Genomic DNA, 23,407 nt, shown 5'->3' with positions numbered 1-23,407 from the left:
GGAGACATCAATGGAAAAGCGCGAAGAACTCTACGCAGGCAAAGCCAAATCCGTCTATCGCACCGACGATCCGAACCGGTTTGTTATGGTGTTCCGGGACGATACGTCGGCGTTTGATGGCCAGAAGAAAGAGCAACTGAACCGCAAGGGCATGGTGAACAACAAATTCAACGCGTTCATCATGGAAAAACTGGAGGCCGCCGGTGTGCCCACTCACTTTGAGGGTCTGCTTTCCGGTACCGAATCTCTGGTCAAGAAACTCGACATGATTCCGGTGGAGTGCGTGGTTCGCAACATCTCCGCGGGCAGTCTCTGCCGTAGACTGGGAGTCGAAGAGGGCAAGGAACTCAACCCGCCGACGTTCGAGCTGTTCCTGAAGAACGACGAACTGCACGATCCCATGGTGAACGATTCCCTCGCTGTGAGTTTTGGCTGGGCCAGCGCTGAGGAACTTGCGCGCATGAAGGAACTCACCTATCAGGTGAATGATGTCCTCAAGAAGCTGTTCGACGATGCCGGCATGCTGCTGGTGGATTACAAGCTGGAATTCGGCCGCAGCGACGGCCAGATTGTTCTGGGTGATGAATTCAGTCCGGATGGCTGTCGTATCTGGGACAAGGAAACCCGGAAGAAGATGGACAAGGATCGTTTTCGCCAGGGACTGGGAGAGGTGATCGAAACCTACGAGGAAGTCGGTCGCAGGCTCGGCATTCAGTTTGACTGAAAAGCCCACCTACAAAACAGATAACGTAACGGGTGTTCTATGCGTAAAACGATGATGGCAATGGGCGGTGCTCTGGTTCTGACGGCTCCGTTGGCTCACGCCGATGTGGTCGGCCTGGGTGCCTCGGTAAGCTACTGGGATTCCAGCCTGTCTGGGAAATCGGTGAACAAGGGCGATGCGGTCGATGTCGACAACGATCTGAACCTCGACAGCGATTCGACCACCAATGCCACGCTTTACCTTGAGCACCCGGTCCCCGTTCTGCCAAACGTTCGGCTGAACTACACCCTGGTCCAGCAGAGTGGTCTCGGCCGCCTTGGCGTCTCGGGATTCGATGGTATTCCATCGGGCACCGACGTACGCTCGGATCTGGACCTTGAGCAACTGGATTTGACGCTGTATTACGAGGTCCTGGATAACTGGGTGAACCTTGATCTAGGTTTGACAGCCCGGGATCTGTCGGGTGATCTGACGGTTCGGGATGTGACCGGCACCGCGCCTGTCAGCAAGACCTCCGTGGATGGCGTTATCCCGATGGGGTATGTCGCGGCTCGCTTTGACCTCCCTCTGACGGGCGTCTCCGTTGGAGGGGAGGGTAACTTCATCGGGTACAGCGGCAACTCTCTCCGGGACTTCAATGTATACGCGCAATACGCGGTGTCAGTGGTTCAGTTCCGGGCTGGTTATCGCCAGATGGCTATCGACTATGAAGACAGTGACGAACGTTTCGACGTGAAAACCGATGGCCCGTTCATCAGCGCTGGCGTATCGTTCTAGGGAGAGAGCAAGTTGAAGATCCTGGTTACCGGAACAGCCGGTTTTATAGGCTACCACTTGGCGAACCGTCTCCTCGAACGGGGTGACGAAGTCATTGGCGTGGACAACCTGAATGACTACTACGACGTCAGCCTCAAGGAGGCCAGGCTCGCCGGGTTGACCAGCCAGCCTGGTTTCACGGAAATCCGCGAGGACATCTCCGACCGGAAAGTCATGGAAACCCTGTTCCGGGATCACAAGCCGGAAAGGGTCGTGCATCTTGCCGCCCAGGCTGGTGTCCGGTATTCACTGGAAAATCCCAACGCCTACGTGGATGCCAACCTGGTCGGGTTCATGAACATCCTGGAGGGATGTCGGCACAACGACGTTGAGCACCTGGTCTACGCCTCAAGCAGTTCGGTCTATGGTGCCAACGAATCCATGCCATTCTCCGTACACGACAACGTGGACCATCCACTGAGTCTGTATGCGGCCTCAAAGAAGGCCAATGAGCTGATGGCGCACACCTACAGTCACCTGTACAACCTGCCTACCACGGGGCTGCGGTTTTTCACGGTGTACGGTCCCTGGGGCAGGCCGGATATGGCGATGTTCCTGTTCACCCGCAAGATTCTTGCGGGTGAACCGATCGACGTGTTCAACCACGGTCATCACAAGCGGGACTTCACCTACATCGACGACATTGTTGAAGGCGTGGTCCGTACTCTGGACCATATTGCCGAGCCCAATCCCGACTGGAGCGGACAGGCGCCGGATCCGGGAACAAGCAAGGCGCCTTATCGCCTCTACAACATCGGGAGCAACAACCCGGTCGAGCTGTCACGCTTTATCGAGATCATCGAAGAGCGAACCGGTAAAAAAGCCCAGAAGAACCTGCTGCCCATGCAGCCCGGCGATGTCCCGGCCACTTACGCCAATGTCGATGACCTGATTCAGGACGTGGGGTACAAACCCCAGACTTCCGTGGAGGACGGCATTGCCAGATTTGTGGATTGGTATCGGGATTTCTATAAAGTCTGACCAACCGACGCGTTCCTCCGGAACTCGACGTAAAGGCCGACCATGGAGTCGGCCTTTTCTGTTTCTGGTCAGTCGGAATCGCTGGTGAGCAGCGTAATCAGGCGTTTCGGAAGTTCAAATTTGACCTGTTGCTGGCTGAGCGGGCAGGTGAACGCCAATTGCCAGGCCAGCAACTGCAGGGGCACCGCAGCGGCAGCGCTGTAGAGCCTGTCGCCGACAATCGGGTGTCCCAGCGATGCGAGATGGCGGCGGATCTGGTGTTTGCGGCCGGTTTCAATCGCCACCCGAACCTGGGTCATTCCGGCAGAGGGCGGCGGCGCTTCCAGGGTCGTCACGCGACTGAGGGCGGGCTTTCCATCCACCGGCGAATCAATCTGTTGATTATCTGCCTGGAGCTCGCCGGTCGCCGTCGCCAGGTAGACCTTGGTCATTGTCCTGCCCGAAAAGCATTGGGAAAGGGCGCCTGCGGCCTTCGAATCATGGGCAACAAGCATCAAACCGGCTGCATCGGCGTCCAGGCGGTGGATCAGGTAGCAGGGCTTTCCGAGCTGAAGTTCGGCCAGGCGCAACAGGCTGCAATGGTCGCCCCACTGCGAGCCCTGCGACAGCAGACCGTGGGGCTTGAACCACACCGAATAGCGCCCCCGGTCCTCCAGGCATTCCGGAGGTTCGGGTTTCCTGGACAACACGGCACTGTCATAGAAAAGTTGCACGCGAGTACCGGGCGTGAGTGCCTGCTTTGCCCGGCGCAGGCGGACTTGCTTGCCTTTGCGGGTCCACCAGCAGGCACCTTTGGTCATGGCGTCCTTGATCCGCTGCTTGGGAAGGCCCGAGGCGACGCTCAGGGCATCAACAGCCGTTTGCGGCTGATCAATGGTAATCTCGGTGGTGGTTCTCATCGGAAATATCGGCTTGGCTGCTACACGGGCCCAGTATAAAGGAAACCGAGTAGGCTCAGAGCAAACTCCTGACTTTTATCGAGCGTAAGAGAGCACTGTAAGTCTTAAGGCATGGAGACCGCATGATGCGCAGATTTTTACTTCTTCTACTGCTGCTATTTTCGGTGACGGGCTGCACCGGAATCCCGACCGGCGTGCAGCCGGTGACGGGTTTCGAGCAGGAACGGTACCTGGGCACCTGGTATGAAATCGCCCGACTGGATCATTCCTTCGAGGAAGGTCTCAGCCAGGTCACCGCCAACTATTCCATGAACGCCGATGGCAGTATCCGGGTGATCAACCGGGGCTATGATGCGGACGCCGGAGAATGGAAAGAGGCCGAAGGCCGAGCCGTCTTTACCGGTGATCCCGGTGTGGCGCACCTCAAGGTGTCCTTTTTTGGCCCGTTCTACTCATCCTATGTGGTGTTTGGCCTGGACAAGTCCGACTACTCGTATGCTTACGTGAGCGGCTTCGACCATGACTACCTGTGGTTCCTCTCAAGAACGCCGACGGTCAGCGATCAGGCGATGGAGCGGTTCAGATCCCGGGCGGAAGCGGCCGGCTTCGACCTGGACGAGCTGATCGTCGTGGATCAGTCCTCGAACCGCCCGTGACGTCCGGCACCGCTGGCGAAGCGCCCGGCACCCGCGATCGCCTCTTCGAAAACAACCGGGTATCCCTCCAGGCCTTCCTCTTTCAGAGCCTGCGCCTGTGGTAGGTCCCACTGGCGTCGGGCCATGGGCCCCGGGCCATCGCCCCTGGGGTCGATCTCATTGCGGGCATCCGGATCAGCCATCGCGGTCAGATCGGCACCGGAACAGAATGTCCCATGATCGCCCCAGAGAACGGCAACCCGTAAATTCTCATCCGACTCGAATTGCTCAAACGCTTCCCGGAGGGCATTGGCTGTGGCTCGGTCAACGGCATTTTTCTTTTCAGGGCGATCCAGGATGATGGTACAGACAGGGCCGTCGATTTCGGTCCGAACGTTTGAGGCAGGCACAGGTATTTCTCCCAGTTGTAGTGATACAACAAGGATACGAATCTCGGGAGAACACGCAAAGGATTTGAACGGGAGGGGCGGCAGGATTGGTAGGACCACCCAGATTCGAACTGGGGACCTCTACCATGTCAAGGTAGCGCTCTAACCAACTGAGCTATGGTCCTATCCTGCAACGGGGACGCAGTATACGGATTTTGATGGGGTGGTCAACAGTTTTTGGCAGATTTCCTTTTCCGCATCGCTTCCTTCAGGGCTTTGCTCAAGGCGTTCCAGCGGTTCACGATCAGCGCGGCCAGAATCAGGCCGCAGCCTGCCAGTTGCAGCGGGGCCATGGCTTCACCGAACCAGAGCGCCGCGAACACGGCCACCCACACCGGTTCCAGCACCATAATAACCACACCATGGCTGTGCGCTGACAAGCTCTGGGCGTAGGTCTGGACGAAGAAGCGGCCGGCGGTACCAATCAGGGCACTGGCAACCACCCACCAGATGAGGATGTCCGGTGCATTGGTCAGCGTGGGGGCCCAGGGTTCCAGAAATGCCGATTCGACCAGCGTTACGAGGCCTACGGTCATCAGCGCCAATGATGTCAGGGGCAGGGCCGGAACCTTGTGCTTTTCGATGGTTTCGCCCCGGCGGTTGACGACGGTTCGCTGGTTCGCCGCTCGCGTGTTGAGGGTGAAATACAGCGCGAAAATACACGCTGCGACGACAAAGAAAATCTGGCCGGGTTCCGGTTGGAAGCCGTTTTTCAGGGAGAGCAGGGCAAGGCCGCCGATGGCGATGGGAATGGCCAGCCAGGTACTGGCAGGCTGCTCTTCGCCAAACACCAGTCGGGCGATAATGGGCACAATCACCACGCCCAGGCTGGTCAGGAATGCACCTTCGCCCATGCTCTTGATGTTGATAAGTCCCATGATCCAGAAACTCATGGCAATGCCGAATACTAGGCCCACGCCAATGCTTCGGCGCACCTGGTCGAAGCTCAGGCGTCTCAGGGACCGGTGAGCTGCGATGGCCAGAACCAGGCCAGCCGCCAGGAAGCGAAAGGCCATGAACATCAGGGGCGGCATGAGCAGGACCGCTTCTTTCGAAAATATCCAACTGACGGCGGCCAGCAGCGTGACAACGACGAGAAGGAGGTCGGATTTCTGGGCGTTTTGCATGGAGGTTCGCAACCGGTATTCGGGACGGAAAGCCGGTCAATGTATAGTTTGCGAACTAAAAAGGGAAGTAGAAGATGGTCGCATCCGGAAGGCTCGTCCCTGAGCCTGAAAACTCCCTGTAAGGTGTTCTCCCGGTATCAGTTGTTCAGCGTGGTGTAGATCAGGCTGGACATGTACGTCTGGTCGGAACCCGGAACCTCAACATACTTGTCGCCTTTGCCCCACAGTTGCCACCAGGCGCGCTGGTAGTAGGTGCGACTGGCGAAATCCACTTGCAGTCCATTGACGCTGACGTTGTTGATCACCGGCACGGCAGTATTGCCTGTCTCGGTGGTGATCTGACCACCATGCGACAAACCTTCACTCATCAACACTGGGTAGTTGTTGTAGTAGAGGCCGTCCGGACCATTCGTGCTAGTCACCTTGCCGCCCAGGGTAATGCTGTTGGAGCAAGAGTCGATGCCTTCCGAAGTGGTGGCACCGCAAGCGGAGTGGGTTGGTACCACGCCGTCATCGGTTCCGGCAATGAACGGTTTGGTAATGCCGCCATAGGATGAGCCGCCACCGACAAAGCGGAGCCGCGGGATGCTGTTGGGGCTGACCGCCAGGTTACGGGCAACGTTGGTCTGAAGGTCGTTTACCACGCCCAATTTTCCGGGCTGAGGATCAATGCCGGTGAATGCCTTGACCGCTTGCTTGACCGGCCAGTTGTACCAGCTGTCGTTGTAGGCGATGCTCATGGCCAGGTCAGCCAGCTCAGTCCCGCCGCCTGCGCCCGCAAGGTCGATGCTGGTCAGGATTTTCAGCGGAGGCAGCCCTTCGGCCTGAAGCCAGCGCGCCTGATTTTCCAGGACATAGCGGGTGACCAGATCGCCCGTGGAGTGGGTCACCAGGATGCAATAGTTGTTGCACAACCCCTGCTGACTGATCTGCCGGATCTGCTGATAGGCCTGTTGAGCGATCTTGCCCTCAACGCGGCCATCGCTGGCCCAGTCGATACGTGCCTCGGCACGGCTCAACCAGAATGCTCGCCAGTTATCCGCCCCGGCTTGCTGCACTTCTTCGAAGCTTTGTGGTGGGTTGGAGAGGTCGTCCATCATGAAACCGTGGACGAGGATGACATTGTGGCCGCCCAGCTGGGCCTGAGCCGAACCCGCAAACAGGGATCCGGCTACAGCGACCGCCAGCGCAGCTTTACAGGCACTTCCATTTTTCCTTGTTTTCATAATTGCTCCGTCTTTACTGAGTTATTGTTGTCAAAAGACGTTTTATCCAGCGTCCCGTCGCATGCCGCGACAGGCGCTGGTACAGCCCCGGCGTCAGCCGGTACCGGGCAGGTCCCCGGTGGATCAGAACTTGTCGGCCAGCTGTTTGAGCAGAACCGCGCGTTGTTCTGATTCGGGATTCGCCGCCGGCGTGTCGGTCAGTTGATCCAGGTCCGGTGGCGAAAATCGATACCCCTTGTCCGGCCCGAACGCGTAATGGGTTCGGTCACCGGGTTTGTCAGGGAGGTGGCGGAGTTGGATGTGGCGCAACTGGAGCTGTCCGGACAACGACTGGTTGGCCAGGACGGTACCGTGCGCCCGAAGTTTGAACGTATGAGTCCCGGTGCCCATCTGTTGTTCTTCCTGGAGTTGGGCGATCGGGTTGTCACCGTTATAGAGCTGCGCAGACAGCGCGTAGTAACCCGTGTGATCCGGGGCAAAGCTCAGCGGTATCACCAGATTATTGTTGCTGACATAGGGTGTGCCAAGCCCCTTGAAGTCGCCCAGGTCCGGCTCGATGGTCAGTGTGCTGGCGTGACGCACAGGCTTGCCATCGATGTGGGCTTCGACGATCAGGTGGTACTCTCCGGGCGAGTGGTCCGAATCGACGGTGCCCTCGAAATAGCCGCTGCCCGTTCGATCCAGCGCAGCGGTTGCAACCTCCTTCCGGTCGGGCTGGGCCTCAAGGGTGGCTGTCACCTTATCCGATATCACCTGGGGCCCTTCAATCGACGCCGCAACCAGTATGGGGTCGCCTCTTGTAAAGCGGTATTGGTCCAGGATAACGGTAAAGCTACCGTTGTCGCCCAGAGGCAGGGATACCGGCTCGTAGCGGTTTCCCTGATAGGCATCGGCCTGTGCCGGCGTCAGCGGAACCGACCACGGCGGATATTTGACCGTCTGTTCGTACTGCTCAGCCGCGTTTGCGAGCGCGAAGCCAAGAGGTGACGGGGCTGGCTGCTGTTTAACGGCGGAGGAGGGATGAGCCGCACTCTGATTGCTTGCCTGGTGGATGACGGTCGCTGACGTGCCTCCGGATTCAGGGGTTGTCCAGTCAAAAGCGCCCTCATTATCCGACGCGAGAAAAATTGAAGTCGCCGCGACGGACGAGGCGACCGCCGCAAGGACCACAAGCACTTTACCGGTCATGCTACCGATCCTTGTTATTGTTGTGTCTTCTGATTGAGTGTCCTTCACAAAACATAACGCTTAATCACGTCGACCGGCAAAGTCATGGTCGGACAATGTAACAAAATGTGTTCAGGATGTGGGCTGGTTCACGTTATATCGTCGTTGTGTGCGTCGTTGCTTGTACGATACATTTCAGCAACGGTTAACTTTGACAGTCTTCGGAAGTAAGTGATCCGCCCGGGTAAGGAACGAGAGGACAAACTATGCGGTACCTGCAATCGTTTCACCGTCGCCTCAGGCAGCTACGAGAGGCGGGGCGCCTTTCCTGTGAAGATGTTGCGCAGATGTGTGGCGTGGATGAACAGCGGGTGCGCAGCTGGGAAGCCGATGAAGTGCGCCATCGAAGCTACCCGGGCGTGACGGAGCTGTTGGATCTCTGCCTGAAAACAGAAACCCCGCTCGAGAATCTGGTGGATCTGGAGTTACCCGATGGCGGTGGCCAGCTGGAATTGCCGGGCCTGGCGTTCAGTCAGGCCGACGACCTGTCCGACGCACTGAAAGAATTGGAGCAGCAACTTGATCGCGTGCAGTTGAGCGATTCAGAGAGGGAACTGCTGCGCCGGTTCAGGAAGACATCCCCTGACAACCGGCGCATGGTTCTGCAGTTACTGGCCGGGTGAGTAACCCGCGGGTTCACCGGCCTTTCTTGTAGATGTTCTCATAGACGTAGTTGGTGGCTTCCACGAACCCGTCGATGCTGCCACAGTCAAACCGACGTCCCTTGAACTGGTAAGCCAGAACGCAGCCGTTCTTTGCCTGTTCCAGAAGCGCGTCGGTGATCTGAACCTCGCCATTCTTGCCCGCCGGGGTGCGCTCCAGGATATCGAAGATGTCGGGCGTCAGGATGTAGCGGCCAATGATCGCCAGGTTGCTGGGCGCATCTTCCGGCGCCGGCTTCTCGACCATGTCGGTGATCCGGAACAAGCCATCCTTCATGGAATCGCCGGCGATCACACCATACTTGTGGGTTTCGTCTTCGGGCACTTCCTCAATGGCAACGATTGAACACCGGAACTGGTTGTACAGCTTGACCATCTGGGCCAGCACGCCGTCACCATCTTCCGGACCGAGGCAGAAGTCGTCGGCAAGCACCACCGCAAAAGGATTGTCGCCCACCAGGTTCCGGCCGGTGAGAATGGCATGGCCCAGCCCCTTCATTTCGTTCTGGCGGGTGAAGGCGAAGGTGTTATTGTTGATCAGGTCACGGATCGAAGTCAGCAGATCTTCTTTTCCGGAGCCAGCAATCTGGTGCTCCAGCTCGTAACTGATGTCAAAGTGGTCCTCGATCGCGCGTTTGCCCCGACCGGTGACAAAACCGAACTCGTGGATGCCAGCAGCGGCGGCTTCCTCCACCCCGTACTGAACAAGCGGCTTGTTAACCACCGGCAGAATTTCTTTCGGCATGGCCTTGGTAGCCGGAAGGAACCGGGTGCCGTAGCCGGCTACGGGAAACAGACATTTCTTGATCATTCCAGTCGTCCTTAAATTTTGGCGCAGGTCTTTGGCTATCCGTTTGCGCGTGTATCTGAACTGGTACAAACACAAAGTGTGCCGAGTTTACCTCAATTGACCTTCAGAAATGCAGGGGCAGGGCTGCTAATTGGAAAATGATTAATGTTTTCGACAGGTTAGTGCATTGATACTTAATGTGTCGCCTCAGAGATCGGGTATAGGGCGCTGAATTCCGGATTAAAATTGTAACCTTTGGCAACCAGCCCTGTACCCATTGGCGGCCTTCTTATATAACAGCTTCGTTATTTTCAATTCGGTGGCGAGGCAGTGGTGTGCACAGGCTCAAGACGTTTGCACTGATTGCGTGCATGATTGCGCCCGGGGAGGCTTTGGCGGGCCTGCCTCATATTGCAGCGGAAAAATGGATTTCCGAAGCATCCAGTGTGCTTGATTCGGTCAATGAGTACCTCTCGCCCCGACTGTCCGTCACCGGTGATTCCCTCCAGAGCAATGATCAGACAGCCGACGACCTGAATGTGGTCGGCAGCGGGATCATTTGGTCACGGCATACCCTGGATCTTCATCTTCGCGATTCTGCCTCCCGCAAAAACGGCTATGGCCAGAAGTCTCTGTCGCTCAATTACGCGATGCCGCTGATCGGCAACCACGTTCAATTGGCTATGGAAGACCGTCAATACCGGGGAGTTCTGCAAGCAACCGACCGTCAGCTTGATACCAGCGGTAATTACAACGGATTCCGTTTTTCTGCGTCCCGTTCTCTTGGCTCGATCGGGGGCATCGAGCTGCGACAGATTATTCGCCATTCCGGCAGCGAGACAAGCGAGTACGAGGATTCAGAGTGGCAAAGCGATACCTCCCGCCAGCAGAGCAGTCTGGGCTTTCAGTGCTCCGGTGAAGGAACGTTGCGGGGTGGGTTCTCGGCGTCTGCCCAGCTGGCCGCGTTGGGGGGACTTGAATACGAACGAGTCGAGAGCAGCGACAGCCAGACCTCCAGCCGGGCCCGGTATCAGAAGGTGGCGTTCTCGGCGTCCGTGCATCGGGAGTGGCAGCGTTGGGAACTCGCGGTTCGTGGGCGCTACCAGGTAGCACCGGACAATCTGCCGGATTCTGAACAGATTCAGGTAGGCGGTCCCGGTCTTGTGTCCGGGTTCAACGGTCAGACCGTCTACGGATCCGAAGGCGGCTGGGTTCGGCTGAATGCGGCGAGCCCGGTCTATGACGTACCGTTCACCGATCGTTTCCGTTCGACCCTCTCCTTGTCCGTCATGCGCGGCTGGTCGCCGGTTGGCGTCCAGCAACAGAGGCGGTTTGCCGGAGTCAGTGCCGGTGAAATTTCCCTGAACCTGCGTTCACGCGGGTTCATCGCTAATGTGACCATGGGGCGTCTGATTGACTCTGACCGACCGGACCTGGTCATACCGGATCATCCTGATGTTTCTGTGTCTCTGAGCCTGGGGATCTGAACACTTTGGCGGCTCTTACCAAGATGTCACTTGTGGCGCTCTGTGACTCTAGTGATAGAGTCAAGGTATGGAGAACAGGGAGTTTTCAGAATGACACTTGGGAATTTCAGGATTTTTTTCTCAACGTTTGCGCTATTGGTACTGTCCGGTCCGGTTAGTGCGTTCGGTTTTGGGGATGTGGTTGATCGGGCTGAAACCCTGGCCAAGTCCGAATATCGTGCGCCCAGGCCCGCGCCGGAGTTTCTCAGAAAACTCAGCTATGACGACTACCAGTCCATTCGCTTTCGCCCGGAGGCCAGCCTGTGGCGCGGGGGAGACACCCGCTTTCATGTGATGATGCTGCCGACCGGCAGCTTCTATCGGTATCCGGTCACGCTTCACCAGGTCGATCGGGAGGGCGTACACGCCCTGAACTTCGACAAATCACTTTTCGATTATCCGAGTCCCGAATTGGCGAAGCGTGTGCCTGCGGATCTGGGTTATGCAGGCTTCAAGCTGACCTATCCGCTGTCGAAATCGAACGTCCGGAACCAGTTTCTGGTGTTTGGAGGGGCCAGCTACTTCCGGGGTGTCGGGACCGGGCAACGCTTTGGTCTGTCGGCGCGGGGCATCGCGGTGGATACGGGTCTTTCATCCGGGGAAGAGTTTCCGATTTTCCGGGAATTCTGGCTGGAGCGCCCGAAGGGCGGCAGTGACGTCATGGTGGTTTACGGGCTTCTGGACGGGCCCAGCCTGACCGGAGCCTACCGATTTGAAGTTCACCCCGGCAAGGCGCTGACCCTTGATGTCCGGGCACGGCTTTTTTTCCGTTCCCGGATTACACAGCTTGGCCTGGCCCCGCTGACCTCCATGTTCTTCTATGGTGAAAATAGCATCCGGCCTCGGGGACAGTGGCGCCCGGAGGTACACGACTCGGATGGCTTGCTCATTCACGACAAGGAAACCGGGGAGTGGCTCTGGCGGCCACTGCTCAATCCTTCCGAACTCCAGATGGGATTTCATCAGGTCAAGGGCCTCGGAGGATTCGGGCTTCTCCAGCGCGATCCGGAGTTTGCCCGTTTCGAGGATACCGAGGCCAGGTACGATCTCCGGCCGAGCGCCTGGGTAAAGCCCGGTGAAGATTGGGGCAGCGGTGAGGTGGTTCTGGTAGAGATTCCGTCCGAGTCCGAGATCAACGACAACATTGTTGCGTTCTGGAAGCCCCGGCAGGAGGTGTCGGCCGGAGAAACCCGGGACCTGAGTTATTCGGTGGCATTTGGAAGGCCGGATGTCCCGGGCAGCCCCCTGGCGCGGGCAGTCAGGACCTTTGTTGGTGACGGGGCGCAGCCCGGCGGTGGCGATGCGGAAGGCGCCTATCGGTTTGTGGTGGATTTTGAGGGCGGCCCCCTGGCACATATGAAGCCCGATGCCGCGGTGGTCAGCGAGGTCACTGCGTCCGGCGATGCGGAGATTCTGGAGCACTTTGCCGAATATGTTGATGCCCGCCATGGCTGGCGACTGTCATTGCTGGCCAAGCCCGCGGAGGGTAAGCCATTGGAGCTCAGGGCCTCGCTGAACCTGGACGGCAAGCCAGTCAGCGAAACCTGGACATACCAACTGGGGCCAAAGAACGATCTACGAAACAGCAGCCGTCAGTGACGCCATCCAGGGAGGATTGGACAGAATGGCCGAGATTGTTTTCCAGGAAGTGTTCAACCGGATCTTCACGTACCTGCGCGAAGCCGGCGTTGAAATGACGGCGAATACCTACCGGAGTCTCCTGCAGTTGATCGACGACGCAGTTGCAGAAACCGGCGAGGAGGGCGATCAGGAGCGTCTGCTATCGATTGCAGTGGACCTGATCCCCCGGTATTTCGATCTGCCTTCGTTCCACCCTCCGGCTCCCTACCCACCGATTTGCCGGGCCAGCATCGGGTATCGTGGAAATGACTGAGTCCGCTCACACGGCCGCCGTTGGCGCGTCACACCGCTGGCGTCACATTGCCGGGATCCGGCGTGCGTTTCTGATCCTGGCACTGGCCGCCCAGACGCTCGCGGCCTGCTACTACCTGCTGGGCGTGCTTCCCTATCATGGCGGAACCTGGCTGGAGCTGGCGATCCTTGGCCTGTTTGCCCTGCTGTATACCTGGATCGCCGTCGGATTCTGGATTGCGGTATTCGGGTTTGTCGTGAGACTGACCGGTGGTGACCGCCATTCATTGATGCGCCGGCACAGCGTCGAATCCATTGCCAATACCAGGCTGGCGCGAACAGCGGTTGTTATGCCCGTTTATCACGAACCGGTTCACTGGACCCTGAGTGGTCTCAAGGCTGTCTATCGTGATCTTGAACGGCGGGGGCAGATCGAGAATTTCGATTTTTTCATCCTGTCAGACAGCCGGAACCCGGACATCTGGCTTGAAGAACAGGCGGCCTGGCAGCGTTTGGCGACCGAATTGGGAGCGGAAGGCCGCTTTTTCTACCGGCGCCGGTCGGTCAATCTTAACTACAAGAGCGGCAATATTGCCGATTTTCTCAGGCGCTGGGGGAAACGCTACGAATACATGGTGGTTCTGGACGCAGATAGCCTGATCAGTGGAAACACCGTGACCAGAATGGTCCAGCTTATGGAGTTGGAACCCCAGGTCGGAATTTTGCAGACCAATCCGAATATCATCAACGGCCAGTCGCTGTTTGCCAGAATTCAGCAGTTTGCCAACCGCTTTTATTCACCGTTGTTTTCAACAGGTCTGGCCGCGGTACAGATGGGGGATGCCGCATTCTGGGGACACAATGCCATCCTCAGGGTCCGGCCCTTCATGCGTTTCTGCGGGCTCAGAAAACTGAGAGGGCCGGGAATCTTCGGTGGGCCCATCATGAGTCACGATTTCGTGGAGGCAGCCTACATGGGGCGGGCCGGATACGAGGTCTGGCTCGAACCGGGGCTGTCAGAGAGCTTCGAGGAGTCGCCTCCCACCCTGACGGACGAACTCATGCGCGACAATCGTTGGGCCAAGGGTAATCTGCAGCATTTCTGGCTGCTGATGACCGCGCCCGGTATCCGGTTCGCTCACCGTCTGGCGTTTCTCAACGGCATCATGGCGTATGTGGCGTCCCCGCTCTGGCTTCTGTTCCTCGCGTGTACCACCGTTGAAGCAGCCCGGATGACGTTATCTCCGATCGACTACTTCCCCGAGGGGCATCAGGGGCTGTTTCCCCTGTGGCCGGAATGGCGTCCCGAGTGGGCCCTGGCGCTGGCACTCAGCACGGCGGCCCTCTTGTTTCTGCCAAAATTTCTGGCCCTGGCGGATGCCCTTGTGCACCGTTTATCGAGAGGATTCGGTGGATTCCTGAGGTTGACGATGAGCGTGCTGCTCGAGATTGCAGTGTCGGTTCTTCTGGCGCCACTGAGAATGCTCGCTCACAGTCGGTTTGTCGTTGCCGCACTCCTGAACGTTTCCCTGAAATGGGCGGGACAGAACCGGACAGAGGAAACAACCTGGTCTGAGGCCATTCGCAGTCAGATGTGGGGGATGCTCATCGGTGCGGGTTAGTCGGCATTCGCCTGGTCTCTGGACCAGTTGTTCTTTTTCTGGTCGTTGCCCGTTGCGATTCCGCTGATACTCGCCGTTCCCACGTCGGTTCTGCTAAGCCGGGTGTCTCTGGGCCAGTGGATGAAGCGCCGGAAGCTGCTGCTGATTCCAGAAGAACGGGCAACCATTGAGGTGCTCCGGGACTCCACGGAGTTCCGGTCTGAGACCAATACCGATACCGCTTTGCGGCCAGTGGAACGAGCCATCCTGAGTCCCGACGCGAATCGGTTGCATGGATATCTGGCACGTGACCATAGAGCAGCCGTTCGGCGAAAAACGCTCGATGCATCGGTGCGCCGGTGCCTGTCAGAAGGCCCGGACGCGCTTTCTTCCCTGGACCTGAGTCAGCTGATGCAGGATCGGAACGCGCTTGCGCAACTCCATTACCGGGCCTGGCGTGCCAGTCCGGACAGTTACTGGGGGCAATGTATCAAGCGCCTCGCGCACGCATCGGACTCGTAACCTCATTCCCGGACAACCGTTACTAATCGGAGGCATTGGATGGACCGAAGAACGCTTTTGAAAATGCTGTTGATCTCACTGGGAAGTTACAGCGTTCCGATTGTCGCGTTCGGCCGCACAGAAAACCCGACGGATACATTGCTCAAGGAAACCGGAGCGTTCAGTTATGCCTGGCTCAAGGGTTTGGCCCGACACAAAGCCGGTATGCCATACCAGGACCATGAGGGCGATATTCCGGACGCGCTGAAAAACCTGAGCTGGGATGATTACCAGGCGATCCGGTTCCGTAAAGAGAAGGCGCTGTGGAGTAACCAGCCTTCTGACTTTCAGATCCAGCTCTTTCACCTTGGGCTGTATTTCCAGGCACCGGTTCAGATTTTTGAAGTAGTAGGCGAGAAGGCGACGGAACTTGCCTATGATCCGGACTATTTCACCTATTCTGGAGATCAGCCGCTGGGCGACCTGCCTGATGACCTCGGGTTTGCCGGCTTCCGGGTGCACTATCACACCAATTTTTCACTCGACCTCGCATCGTTCCTGGGAGCCAGCTATTTCCGCGCCGTAGGTTCCGAGAAGCAATACGGCATGTCAGCGCGAGGATTGGCCATCGACACCGGTACCGGCGCCCCGGAAGAGTTCCCGAGGTTTACCGCCTTTTGGCTGGAACGTCCTGCGGAGGGTCAGACATTTCTGCGCGTATGGGCGTTGCTCGATTCCCCCAGCGTCACTGGCGCCTATGCCTTTGTCATCGATCCGGGACGGAATCTGGTAATGGATGTGGATGTTGCCCTTTATCCCCGGCGGACAATCCAGCGTGTTGGTATTGCGCCGCTGACCAGCATGTACCAGGTGGGTGAGAACAGCCGGCGCATGGATTACGACTGGCGCCCGGAAATCCACGATTCCGATGGTCTGTCTATACACACCGGCGCCGGAGAATGGCTTTGGCGTCCCCTGGTGAACCCGGAGAAACTGCGTTTCAGCAGTTTTCAGGATGTGAGTCCGAAGGGGTTCGGGCTATTACAGAGAGATCGTGATTTTGACCACTACCAGGACGATGGCGTCTTTTACGATCGGAGGCCGAGCGTTTGGGTAGAGCCTTCATCGGGCTGGGGTAAGGGCAGTATCGATCTCGTTGAGATTCCGACGGTCGATGAGACCTTCGACAATATCGTTGCCTTCTGGCATCCGGAGCAACCGCTTGAAGCGAATCAGGAATACCTTTTGACCTATCGACTGCACTGGGGGGCCAATGTTCCGAACGAACCCGGGGAGCTCGCCAGAGTGGACGCGACCCGAACCGGGCTGGGAGGCGTTGTTGGGCAGAAAAGGACGTACTTTTCCTGGCGGTTTGCGGTGGATTTTTCGGGAGGGCCACTCGCACTTCTGGCAAAGGATGCCCGCGTTGTCCCGGTGATTACGGCCAGCCGGGGCAGGGTGGAGATTACCTCCGCCAGGCCGCTGGCGTCGATTCAGGGATACCGGGCAATGTTCGACCTGGTGCCGGATGAGTCGGACGAACCCATCGAACTGCGGTTGTATCTGAGTCTTGATGATGAACCGTTGACCGAAACCTGGCTGTATCAGTATTCCCCTCCGGGAATGGCAGACCGGAAGCTCTACAATTCCTGATTCTTGTGTTGACAATCTTGCGAGGCGAAGTCCGATATTGTTGACAATATAGAGGGCAGGGCGTAAATTTTAGCCATAAAACGCATTTATTGTAGACAAGGTATGGCTGAAGCAACTCTGCAATCCCAAACACGCGCCGACGAAGCGTTTGATTGTTTACAAACGGCTATCGTGACAGGCGAGCTCGGTCCGGGTGAAAAAATCGGCGAGCTGGAGCTCTGTTCGCGTTTTAACCTCACTCGCGGTCCCCTGCGAGAGGCGCTTGGGCGCCTTGAATCCCGTGGGCTTCTCGTCCGTCGTCCCCATGCCGGCGTTAAGGTGGTCTCTGTCAGTGCGTCAGAGTTGCTGGAGTTATATCGTATCCGCGAGGTCATGGAGGGCCTGGCCGCCCGCCAGGCGGCCGAACGGATGACCGACGAGGAAATCTCCGAGCTTCAGGCTACCCTGGACAGCCATGAGGCAATGATCGAAGAAGCTCAGGGCCAGGCGTACTACCAGGCCGAAGGCGACTATGATTTCCATCACCGCATTGCCACTGGCAGCCGTAACGCCAAGCTTGCCCAGATGTTGTTGGGTGACCTCTACTACATGGTGCGGATGTACCGTTACCGGTTAAGCACCTCGGCCGGGCGCCCCCATCTGGCGCTTGGTGAACACCGCCGTATCGTCGAAGCCATCGCCCATCGCGATGGTGAACTCGCCGAATTCCTGATGAAAAGACACATCAATGCTGCACGCCAGAACATCGAGAAAAAGATTGAAGAAGGCGTTCTAACGATCTGATAAGAGAGGATTATCCTATGGCCAACACACTTTCCCCGGGCGCTCGCTTCCGTAAGGCCCTGAAAGAGAACCAGCCGCTACAGATTGTCGGTACGATCAATGCCTATGCGGCAATGATGGCCGAAAAAGTGGGTCACCAGGCCATCTACCTCTCCGGGGGCGGCGTTGCCAATGCTTCCTACGGGCTGCCGGACCTCGGAATGACCACCATGAACGACGTGGTTGAAGACGTGCGCCGGATCACGGCTGCTTCCGGGTTGCCGTTGCTGGTGGATATCGATACCGGATGGGGTGGGGCGTTCAATATCGCCCGGACCATCCGTGAAATGGAACGCGCAGGTGCGGCGGCTGTCCACATTGAAGACCAGGTTGCCCAGAAGCGTTGCGGCCACCGTCCGAACAAGGAAATCGTCTCCAAGGAAGAGATGGTGGATCGGATCAAGGCGGCGGCCGATGCCCGGCAGGACGACGACTTTTTCATCATGGCCCGTACCGACGCTTTCCAGAAAGAGGGACTGGAAGCGGCGATTGATCGCGCCAAAGCCTGCATCGAAGCAGGCGCCGATGGCATCTTCGCCGAAGCAGTGACCGAACTGGAGCACTACAAAGCCTTCTCCGAAGCGCTGGATGTGCCCATTCTGGCCAATATCACCGAGTTCGGTGCCACACCCCTTTACAACCGCAAGGAACTGGCGGAGGCCGGTGCCGATATGGTCCTTTATCCGCTGAGTGCTTTCCGGGCCATGAACAAGGCAGCCGTCACCGTCTATCAGAACATTCTGGAGAAGGGCGACCAGAAAGACGTAGTTGATCTGATGCAGACCCGCATGGAACTGTACGATTTCCTCAACTACCACGAATTCGAACAAAAGCTGGACCAGCTTTTCGCTCAGAACAAAGACTGAACAAGACTGATTGGAGAGAGAAACATGGCTGAAGCAAAGAAACTTGGTGGAGCTGGCCTGCGTGGCCAGGTGGCTGGTGAAACGGCTCTGTGCACCGTTGGAAAAAGCGGTGCGGGCCTGACCTACCGCGGTTACGACATCGCCGATCTCGCGGAAAAGGCCCAGTTTGAGGAGATTGCCTACCTGCTGCTGCGTGGCAAGCTGCCCAACCGCCAGGAGCTGGACGGCTACAAGAAAAAGCTCCAGAGCCTCCGTGGCCTGCCCGCCGCCCTGAAAACGGTGCTTGAGCAGATCCCCAAAGACGCGCACCCGATGGATGTGATGCGCACCGGCTGCTCCATGCTGGGCAACCTGGAGACCGAACAGGACTTCAGCGAGCAGGACGACAAGATCGACCGCATGCTGGCGGTGTTCCCGTCCATCATCACGTATTGGTACCGCTTCGCCCACGACGGCGTTCGCATTGAGACCGACAGCGACGTGGATTCCATCGGTGGCCACTTCCTGGAACTGCTCCACGGCAAGAAGCCCAGCGAATTGCATGAGAAGGTGATGAACGTCTCCCTGATTCTCTATGCGGAGCACGAATTCAACGCCTCCACCTTCACAGCCCGTGTTTGTGCCTCTACGCTCTCGGACATCCACAGCTGTGTCACCGGTGCCATCGGTACATTGCGTGGGCCGCTGCATGGCGGTGCCAACGAAGCAGCCATGGAACTGATCCAGCGGTTCAGCACCCCGGACGAGGCCGAAGAAGGCCTGATGGGCATGCTGGAGCGCAAGGAAAAGATCATGGGCTTCGGCCACGCGATCTACAAAGAGTCCGATCCGCGCAACGCCATCATCAAACAGTGGTCCAAAAAGCTTGCAGATGAAGTCGGAGATACGGTGCTCTATCCGGTATCCGTTCGTTGCGAGGGAGTCATGTGGCGAGAGAAGAAGCTGTTCTGTAATGCCGACTTCTTCCACGCGTCAGCCTATCACTTCATGGGCATCCCGACCGAACTGTTTACCCCGATCTTCGTCATGTCCCGGGTATCCGGCTGGACCGCCCACGTGAAGGAGCAGCGCGCGAACAACCGCATCATCCGCCCCAGTGCCGACTACACCGGCCCGGCGGACGCCAAGTGGGTACCGATTGAGGAGCGTCCATGAACACCGAATACCGTAAACCTCTGCCGGGCACCGACCTGGACTATTTTGATACCCGTCAGGCCGTGGAGGACATCCACGCCGGCGCCTACGACAAACTGCCGTACACCTCCAAAATCCTGGCAGAACAACTGGTTCGCCGTTGTGATCCGGAGATGCTGACGGACTCCCTGAAACAGCTGATCGAGCGTAAGCGCGATCTGGACTTCCCATGGTATCCGGCACGAGTGGTCTGCCATGACATCCTGGGCCAGACCGCGCTGGTCGATCTGGCCGGTCTGCGTGACGCGATCGCCGAGAAGGGCGGGGATCCTGCCAAGGTCAACCCGGTAGTTCCCACCCAGTTGATCGTCGACCACTCCCTGGCCGTTGAGCATGCCGGTTTCGAAAAGGACGCGTTCGCGAAAAACCGTGCCATTGAAGATCGTCGGAACGATGACCGTTTCCACTTCATCAACTGGACCAAGACCGCGTTCAAGAACGTGGATGTGATCCCCCCGGGCAACGGCATCATGCACCAGATCAACCTGGAAAAGATGTCTCCGGTCGTTCAGACCCGAGAGGGCGTTGCCTTCCCGGATACCTGCGTGGGCACCGACAGCCATACGCCGATGGTGGACGCCCTGGGCGTTATCTCCGTCGGTGTCGGCGGTCTCGAAGCCGAGAGCGTGATGCTTGGCCGTGCTTCCATGATGCGTCTGCCGGATATCGTGGGTGTCGAACTCACCGGCAAGCTTCAGCCGGGCATTACCAGTACCGATATGGTGCTGGCCCTGACAGAATTCCTGCGCAAGGAGCGGGTGGTTGGTGCCTACCTGGAATTCTACGGTGAAGGTGCCGACAGCCTCACCGTGGGTGATCGGGCCACTATCTCCAACATGACGCCGGAATACGGCGCCACTGCCGCGATGTTCTACATCGACGGTCAGACCATCGATTACCTGAAGCTGACCGGCCGGGAAGACGACCAGATTGCCCTCGTAGAGAAATACGCAAAGGAAACCGGTCTGTGGGCCGACAGCCTGAAGAATGCCGAGTATGAACGGGTTCTGAAGTTCGATCTGTCCAGGGTCACCCGCACCCTCGCGGGGCCATCCAACCCGCATGCCCATCTTCCTACCTCCGAGCTGGCCAAGCGTGGCATTGCCGGCGACTGGGAGCTGGAAGAGGGTAAAATGCCGGACGGCGCGTGCATCATCGCTGCCATCACCAGCTGCACCAACACCAGTAACCCCCGTAACATGGTGGCGGCCGGCCTGATTGCGCGCAACGCCAACAAACTGGGCCTGACCCGCAAGCCCTGGGTGAAGACCTCCCTGGCACCGGGCTCCAAAACCGTCAAGATGTACCTGGAAGAAGCCAACCTGTTGCCCGAGCTGGAAAACCTCGGTTTCGGCGTGGTGGCGTTTGCCTGTACCACCTGTAACGGCATGAGCGGTGCCCTGGATCCGAAAATCCAGCAGGAAATTATCGATCGGGACCTGTATTCCACCGCGGTGCTCTCCGGTAACCGGAACTTCGACGGCCGGATTCACCCTTACGCCAAGCAGGCATTCCTGGCCTCGCCGCCGTTGGTGGTCGCCTACGCCATTGCCGGGACCATCCGTTTCGATATTGAGAAGGATGCCCTCGGCTATGATCAGGATGGCAACCCCATCACCCTGAAGGACATCTGGCCGAGCGACGAGGAAATCGATGCCATCGTGAAACAGTCGGTGAAGCCGGAGCAGTTCCGTAGCACCTACATTCCGATGTTCGACATCACCAGGGAAGCCCAGGCGCAGAGCGATCCCTTGTACCAATGGCGGCCCCAGAGTACCTACATCCGTCGTCCGCCATACTGGGAAGGTGCACTGGCCGGCGAGAAATCCCTGAAAGGCATGCGGCCGCTGGCGGTCCTGCCGGACAACATCACCACCGACCACCTGTCGCCGTCGAACGCGATCCTGGCCAGCAGTGCGGCCGGTGAGTACCTTGCGAAAATGGGCCTGCCGGAAGAAGACTTCAACTCCTACGCAACCCATCGTGGCGACCACCTGACCGCCCAGCGTGCAACTTTCGCAAACCCGAAACTGTTCAATGAAATGGTGACGGACGAGAGCGGCAACGTGAAGCAGGGCTCCCTGGCCCGGATCGAGCCGGAAGGCAAGGTTACCCGTATGTGGGAAGCCATCGAGACCTATATGGAGCGCAAGCAACCGCTGATCATCGTTGCCGGTGCTGACTATGGTCAGGGTTCTTCCCGTGACTGGGCCGCCAAGGGCGTTGCTCTGGCGGGGGTCGAAGCCATTGTGGCCGAAGGTTTCGAGCGGATTCACCGGACCAACCTGGTCGGCATGGGCGTGATGCCCCTGCAGTTCGAAGAAGGAACTACGCGCAAGACTCTGGCCCTGGACGGCACTGAAACCTACGACGTGGAAGGTACCCCGGCACCACGAGCGGAGCTGACGCTGGTCATCCATCGCAGGAACGGCAGCACCGAGCATGTGCCCGTGATCTGTCGCCTGGATACCGCCGAGGAAGTGTCTATCTATAAGGCTGGTGGAGTGTTGCAGCGCTTTGCCCAGGACTTCCTGGAGGCGGAGGGCACGGCATGACCCACGCACCTCAAATCCGCGTTCCCGCCACCTATATGCGTGGCGGCACCAGCAAGGGTGTGTTCTTCCGGCTGCAGGATCTGCCGGAAGCCGCCCAGGTGCCGGGCCAGGCCCGGGATAACCTGTTGCTGCGCGTGATCGGCAGCCCCGATCCTTACCAGAAGCAGACGGATGGTATGGGCGGGGCGACCTCCAGCACGAGCAAGACCGTAATTCTGGCGGAACCCACCCAACCGGATCATGACGTGGACTACCTGTTCGGGCAGGTGTCCATCGACAAGCCCTTCGTGGACTGGAGCGGTAACTGCGGCAACCTGACGGCGGCCGTTGGTGCCTTTGCCATCAACGGCGGTTTTGTGGCCAGAGACCGGATTCCGGAAAACGGTACCTGCACAGTTCGAATCTGGCAGGCCAATATCCGGAAAACCATCGTGGCCCATGTGCCCATTACCAATGGTGAGGTTCAGGAGACCGGCGATTTCGAACTGGACGGTGTCACCTTCCCGGCGGCGGAAGTCCAGATAGAATTCATGGATCCGGCGGACGGTGACGGCGCCATGTTCCCCACCGGCAATGTCGTGGATGACCTGGAAGTGCCCGGAGTGGGCACCCTGAAGGCCACCATGATCAACGCCGGCATCCCGACCATCTTCATCAATGCCGAAGATATCGGATACAAGGGCACGGAGCTACAGGACGACATCAACAGCGATCCGAAAGCGCTGGAAATGTTCGAAACCATCCGGGCCCACGGTGCGGTAAAGATGGGGCTGATCAACGACATCGCCGAAGCTGCCAATCGACAGCACACACCGAAGGTCGCCTTCGTAGCCAAGCCCGTGGATTATGTGGCCTCCAGCGGCAAGCAGATCACGGCTTCGGACATCGACGTTCTGGTTCGGGCGCTGTCCATGGGCAAGTTGCACCACGCCATGATGGGAACGGCGGCGGTGGCCATTGCCACGGCTTCTGCCGTGCCGGGATCGCTGGTCAACCTGGCCGCCGGTGGCGGTGACCGGACTCACGTAACCTTTGGTCATCCCTCGGGAACCTTGAGAGTCGGTGCCGAGGCCAAAGAGGTGAATGGCCAGTGGACCGCCACGAAAGCGATCATGAGCCGCAGTGCGCGCATCCTGATGGAAGGATGGGTGAGGGTGCCTGGCGACTGCTTCTGAGTTGCCGAGTGCTGAGTCAAAAAGCCGGAGATTTCTCCGGCTTTTTGCGTTATGGAAACACCTGGCGCGGCTTCGCGCTGCCGACAATTGAGCTAGGCTTTAGAGA

Annotated in this window: 22 protein-coding genes and 1 tRNA gene; 16 read left to right on the top strand and 7 right to left on the bottom strand. The window is 58.3% G+C overall.

The features are described from left to right. Nucleotides 1-10: 10 nt before the first annotated feature. Genes purC through MSNKSG1_RS07050 form a run of 3 tightly spaced genes read left to right on the top strand, consistent with a single transcriptional unit; the run spans nucleotide 11 to nucleotide 2,521 of the window. Nucleotides 11-724 (top strand): phosphoribosylaminoimidazolesuccinocarboxamide synthase, encoded by a 714-nt coding sequence (gene purC, locus MSNKSG1_RS07060; protein WP_008938565.1) that lies wholly within the window; start codon nucleotides 11-13, stop codon nucleotides 722-724. 39 nt (nucleotides 725-763) lie between these two features. Further along, entirely contained in the window at nucleotides 764-1,501 is a 738-nt protein-coding gene (locus MSNKSG1_RS07055; RefSeq protein WP_040886710.1) for a TIGR04219 family outer membrane beta-barrel protein, read from the top strand. A 12-nt stretch (nucleotides 1,502-1,513) separates the two neighbouring features. Beyond that, on the top strand, nucleotides 1,514-2,521 hold the full coding sequence (locus tag MSNKSG1_RS07050; protein ID WP_008938563.1) for an NAD-dependent epimerase: 1,008 nt from the start codon (nucleotides 1,514-1,516) through the stop codon (nucleotides 2,519-2,521). A 68-nt stretch (nucleotides 2,522-2,589) separates the two neighbouring features. Here MSNKSG1_RS07050 and MSNKSG1_RS07045 read toward each other — a convergent pair whose 3' ends face one another. After that, nucleotides 2,590-3,420 carry an RluA family pseudouridine synthase gene (locus tag MSNKSG1_RS07045; RefSeq protein WP_008938562.1) on the bottom strand — a complete coding sequence of 277 codons (831 nt, stop codon included), beginning with the start codon at nucleotides 3,418-3,420 and terminating at the stop codon, nucleotides 2,590-2,592. Between the two features lie 122 nt (nucleotides 3,421-3,542). Between MSNKSG1_RS07045 and MSNKSG1_RS07040 the strand changes: the two genes are divergently transcribed. Further along, complete coding sequence (locus MSNKSG1_RS07040) at nucleotides 3,543-4,076, top strand: lipocalin family protein (RefSeq protein WP_264622960.1); 534 nt, start codon at nucleotides 3,543-3,545, stop codon at nucleotides 4,074-4,076. On the opposite strand, the gene MSNKSG1_RS07035 is transcribed toward MSNKSG1_RS07040, so the two are convergent. The 5 genes from MSNKSG1_RS07035 to MSNKSG1_RS07015 all read right to left on the bottom strand — a co-directional run bounded on the left by MSNKSG1_RS07035 (nucleotide 4,055) and on the right by MSNKSG1_RS07015 (nucleotide 8,045). Then, nucleotides 4,055-4,465, bottom strand: coding sequence for an enoyl-CoA hydratase-related protein (locus MSNKSG1_RS07035; protein WP_008938560.1), 411 nt, complete (start codon nucleotides 4,463-4,465; stop codon nucleotides 4,055-4,057). The two genes, MSNKSG1_RS07040 and MSNKSG1_RS07035, sit on opposite strands and share 22 nt — an antisense overlap. Before the next feature lie 87 nt (nucleotides 4,466-4,552). Further along, a tRNA-Val gene (locus MSNKSG1_RS07030) sits at nucleotides 4,553-4,629 on the bottom strand. A 42-nt stretch (nucleotides 4,630-4,671) separates the two neighbouring features. Continuing rightward, on the bottom strand, nucleotides 4,672-5,631 hold the full coding sequence (locus tag MSNKSG1_RS07025) for a DMT family transporter (protein WP_008938559.1): 960 nt from the start codon (nucleotides 5,629-5,631) through the stop codon (nucleotides 4,672-4,674). 137 nt (nucleotides 5,632-5,768) lie between these two features. Further along, nucleotides 5,769-6,857: a hypothetical protein gene (locus tag MSNKSG1_RS07020; protein ID WP_008938558.1), complete on the bottom strand. Its 1,089-nt coding sequence runs from the start codon at nucleotides 6,855-6,857 to the stop codon at nucleotides 5,769-5,771. 123 nt (nucleotides 6,858-6,980) lie between these two features. Then, entirely contained in the window at nucleotides 6,981-8,045 is a 1,065-nt protein-coding gene (locus MSNKSG1_RS07015) for a hypothetical protein (RefSeq protein WP_008938557.1), read from the bottom strand. A gap of 245 nt (nucleotides 8,046-8,290) precedes the next feature. Between MSNKSG1_RS07015 and MSNKSG1_RS07010 the strand changes: the two genes are divergently transcribed. Continuing rightward, the gene (locus MSNKSG1_RS07010) at nucleotides 8,291-8,707 is read left to right on the top strand and encodes a helix-turn-helix transcriptional regulator (protein ID WP_008938556.1); all 417 of its coding nucleotides are present in this window, start codon (nucleotides 8,291-8,293) and stop codon (nucleotides 8,705-8,707) included. Between the two features lie 13 nt (nucleotides 8,708-8,720). Here MSNKSG1_RS07010 and galU read toward each other — a convergent pair whose 3' ends face one another. Next, nucleotides 8,721-9,557 carry a UTP--glucose-1-phosphate uridylyltransferase GalU gene (galU, locus tag MSNKSG1_RS07005; protein WP_008938555.1) on the bottom strand — a complete coding sequence of 279 codons (837 nt, stop codon included), beginning with the start codon at nucleotides 9,555-9,557 and terminating at the stop codon, nucleotides 8,721-8,723. A gap of 314 nt (nucleotides 9,558-9,871) precedes the next feature. On the opposite strand from galU, the gene MSNKSG1_RS07000 reads away from it, so the two are divergent. From MSNKSG1_RS07000 to prpF, 11 genes are all read left to right on the top strand, one after another. Then, nucleotides 9,872-11,023: a ShlB/FhaC/HecB family hemolysin secretion/activation protein gene (locus MSNKSG1_RS07000; protein WP_152638741.1), complete on the top strand. Its 1,152-nt coding sequence runs from the start codon at nucleotides 9,872-9,874 to the stop codon at nucleotides 11,021-11,023. Nucleotides 11,024-11,113: 90 nt separating this feature from the next. After that, the gene (locus tag MSNKSG1_RS06995; RefSeq protein ID WP_008938553.1) at nucleotides 11,114-12,661 is read left to right on the top strand and encodes a glucan biosynthesis protein G; all 1,548 of its coding nucleotides are present in this window, start codon (nucleotides 11,114-11,116) and stop codon (nucleotides 12,659-12,661) included. A 25-nt stretch (nucleotides 12,662-12,686) separates the two neighbouring features. Then, a complete protein-coding gene (locus MSNKSG1_RS06990; RefSeq protein ID WP_008938552.1) occupies nucleotides 12,687-12,956 on the top strand; it encodes a hypothetical protein in 270 nt (89 codons plus the stop codon). Beyond that, nucleotides 12,949-14,556: a glucans biosynthesis glucosyltransferase MdoH gene (gene mdoH, locus MSNKSG1_RS06985; RefSeq protein ID WP_227497974.1), complete on the top strand. Its 1,608-nt coding sequence runs from the start codon at nucleotides 12,949-12,951 to the stop codon at nucleotides 14,554-14,556. Before MSNKSG1_RS06990 ends, mdoH begins: the two co-directional genes overlap by 8 nt. A 27-nt stretch (nucleotides 14,557-14,583) precedes the next feature. Beyond that, nucleotides 14,584-15,057, top strand: coding sequence for a hypothetical protein (locus MSNKSG1_RS19415; RefSeq protein WP_227497973.1), 474 nt, complete (start codon nucleotides 14,584-14,586; stop codon nucleotides 15,055-15,057). 39 nt (nucleotides 15,058-15,096) lie between these two features. After that, complete coding sequence (locus tag MSNKSG1_RS06980) at nucleotides 15,097-16,689, top strand: glucan biosynthesis protein (RefSeq protein WP_040886709.1); 1,593 nt, start codon at nucleotides 15,097-15,099, stop codon at nucleotides 16,687-16,689. A gap of 102 nt (nucleotides 16,690-16,791) precedes the next feature. Beyond that, nucleotides 16,792-17,472, top strand: a complete 681-nt coding sequence (locus tag MSNKSG1_RS06975; protein ID WP_040886708.1) for a GntR family transcriptional regulator — start codon at nucleotides 16,792-16,794, stop codon at nucleotides 17,470-17,472. Between the two features lie 17 nt (nucleotides 17,473-17,489). Beyond that, on the top strand, nucleotides 17,490-18,377 hold the full coding sequence (gene prpB, locus MSNKSG1_RS06970) for a methylisocitrate lyase (RefSeq protein WP_008938549.1): 888 nt from the start codon (nucleotides 17,490-17,492) through the stop codon (nucleotides 18,375-18,377). A 24-nt stretch (nucleotides 18,378-18,401) separates the two neighbouring features. Then, nucleotides 18,402-19,532 (top strand): bifunctional 2-methylcitrate synthase/citrate synthase, encoded by a 1,131-nt coding sequence (prpC, locus tag MSNKSG1_RS06965; RefSeq protein ID WP_008938548.1) that lies wholly within the window; start codon nucleotides 18,402-18,404, stop codon nucleotides 19,530-19,532. Next, on the top strand, nucleotides 19,529-22,126 hold the full coding sequence (acnD, locus tag MSNKSG1_RS06960; RefSeq protein WP_008938547.1) for a Fe/S-dependent 2-methylisocitrate dehydratase AcnD: 2,598 nt from the start codon (nucleotides 19,529-19,531) through the stop codon (nucleotides 22,124-22,126). Before prpC ends, acnD begins: the two co-directional genes overlap by 4 nt. Beyond that, nucleotides 22,123-23,301 (top strand): 2-methylaconitate cis-trans isomerase PrpF, encoded by a 1,179-nt coding sequence (prpF, locus tag MSNKSG1_RS06955; RefSeq protein WP_008938546.1) that lies wholly within the window; start codon nucleotides 22,123-22,125, stop codon nucleotides 23,299-23,301. Before acnD ends, prpF begins: the two co-directional genes overlap by 4 nt. Nucleotides 23,302-23,407: the final 106 nt, after the last annotated feature.

This window comes from Marinobacter santoriniensis NKSG1 (assembly GCF_000347775.1).
In the GTDB taxonomy this organism is placed as follows: domain Bacteria; phylum Pseudomonadota; class Gammaproteobacteria; order Pseudomonadales; family Oleiphilaceae; genus Marinobacter; species Marinobacter santoriniensis.
This window is presented reverse-complemented; position numbering and strand designations above follow the sequence as displayed.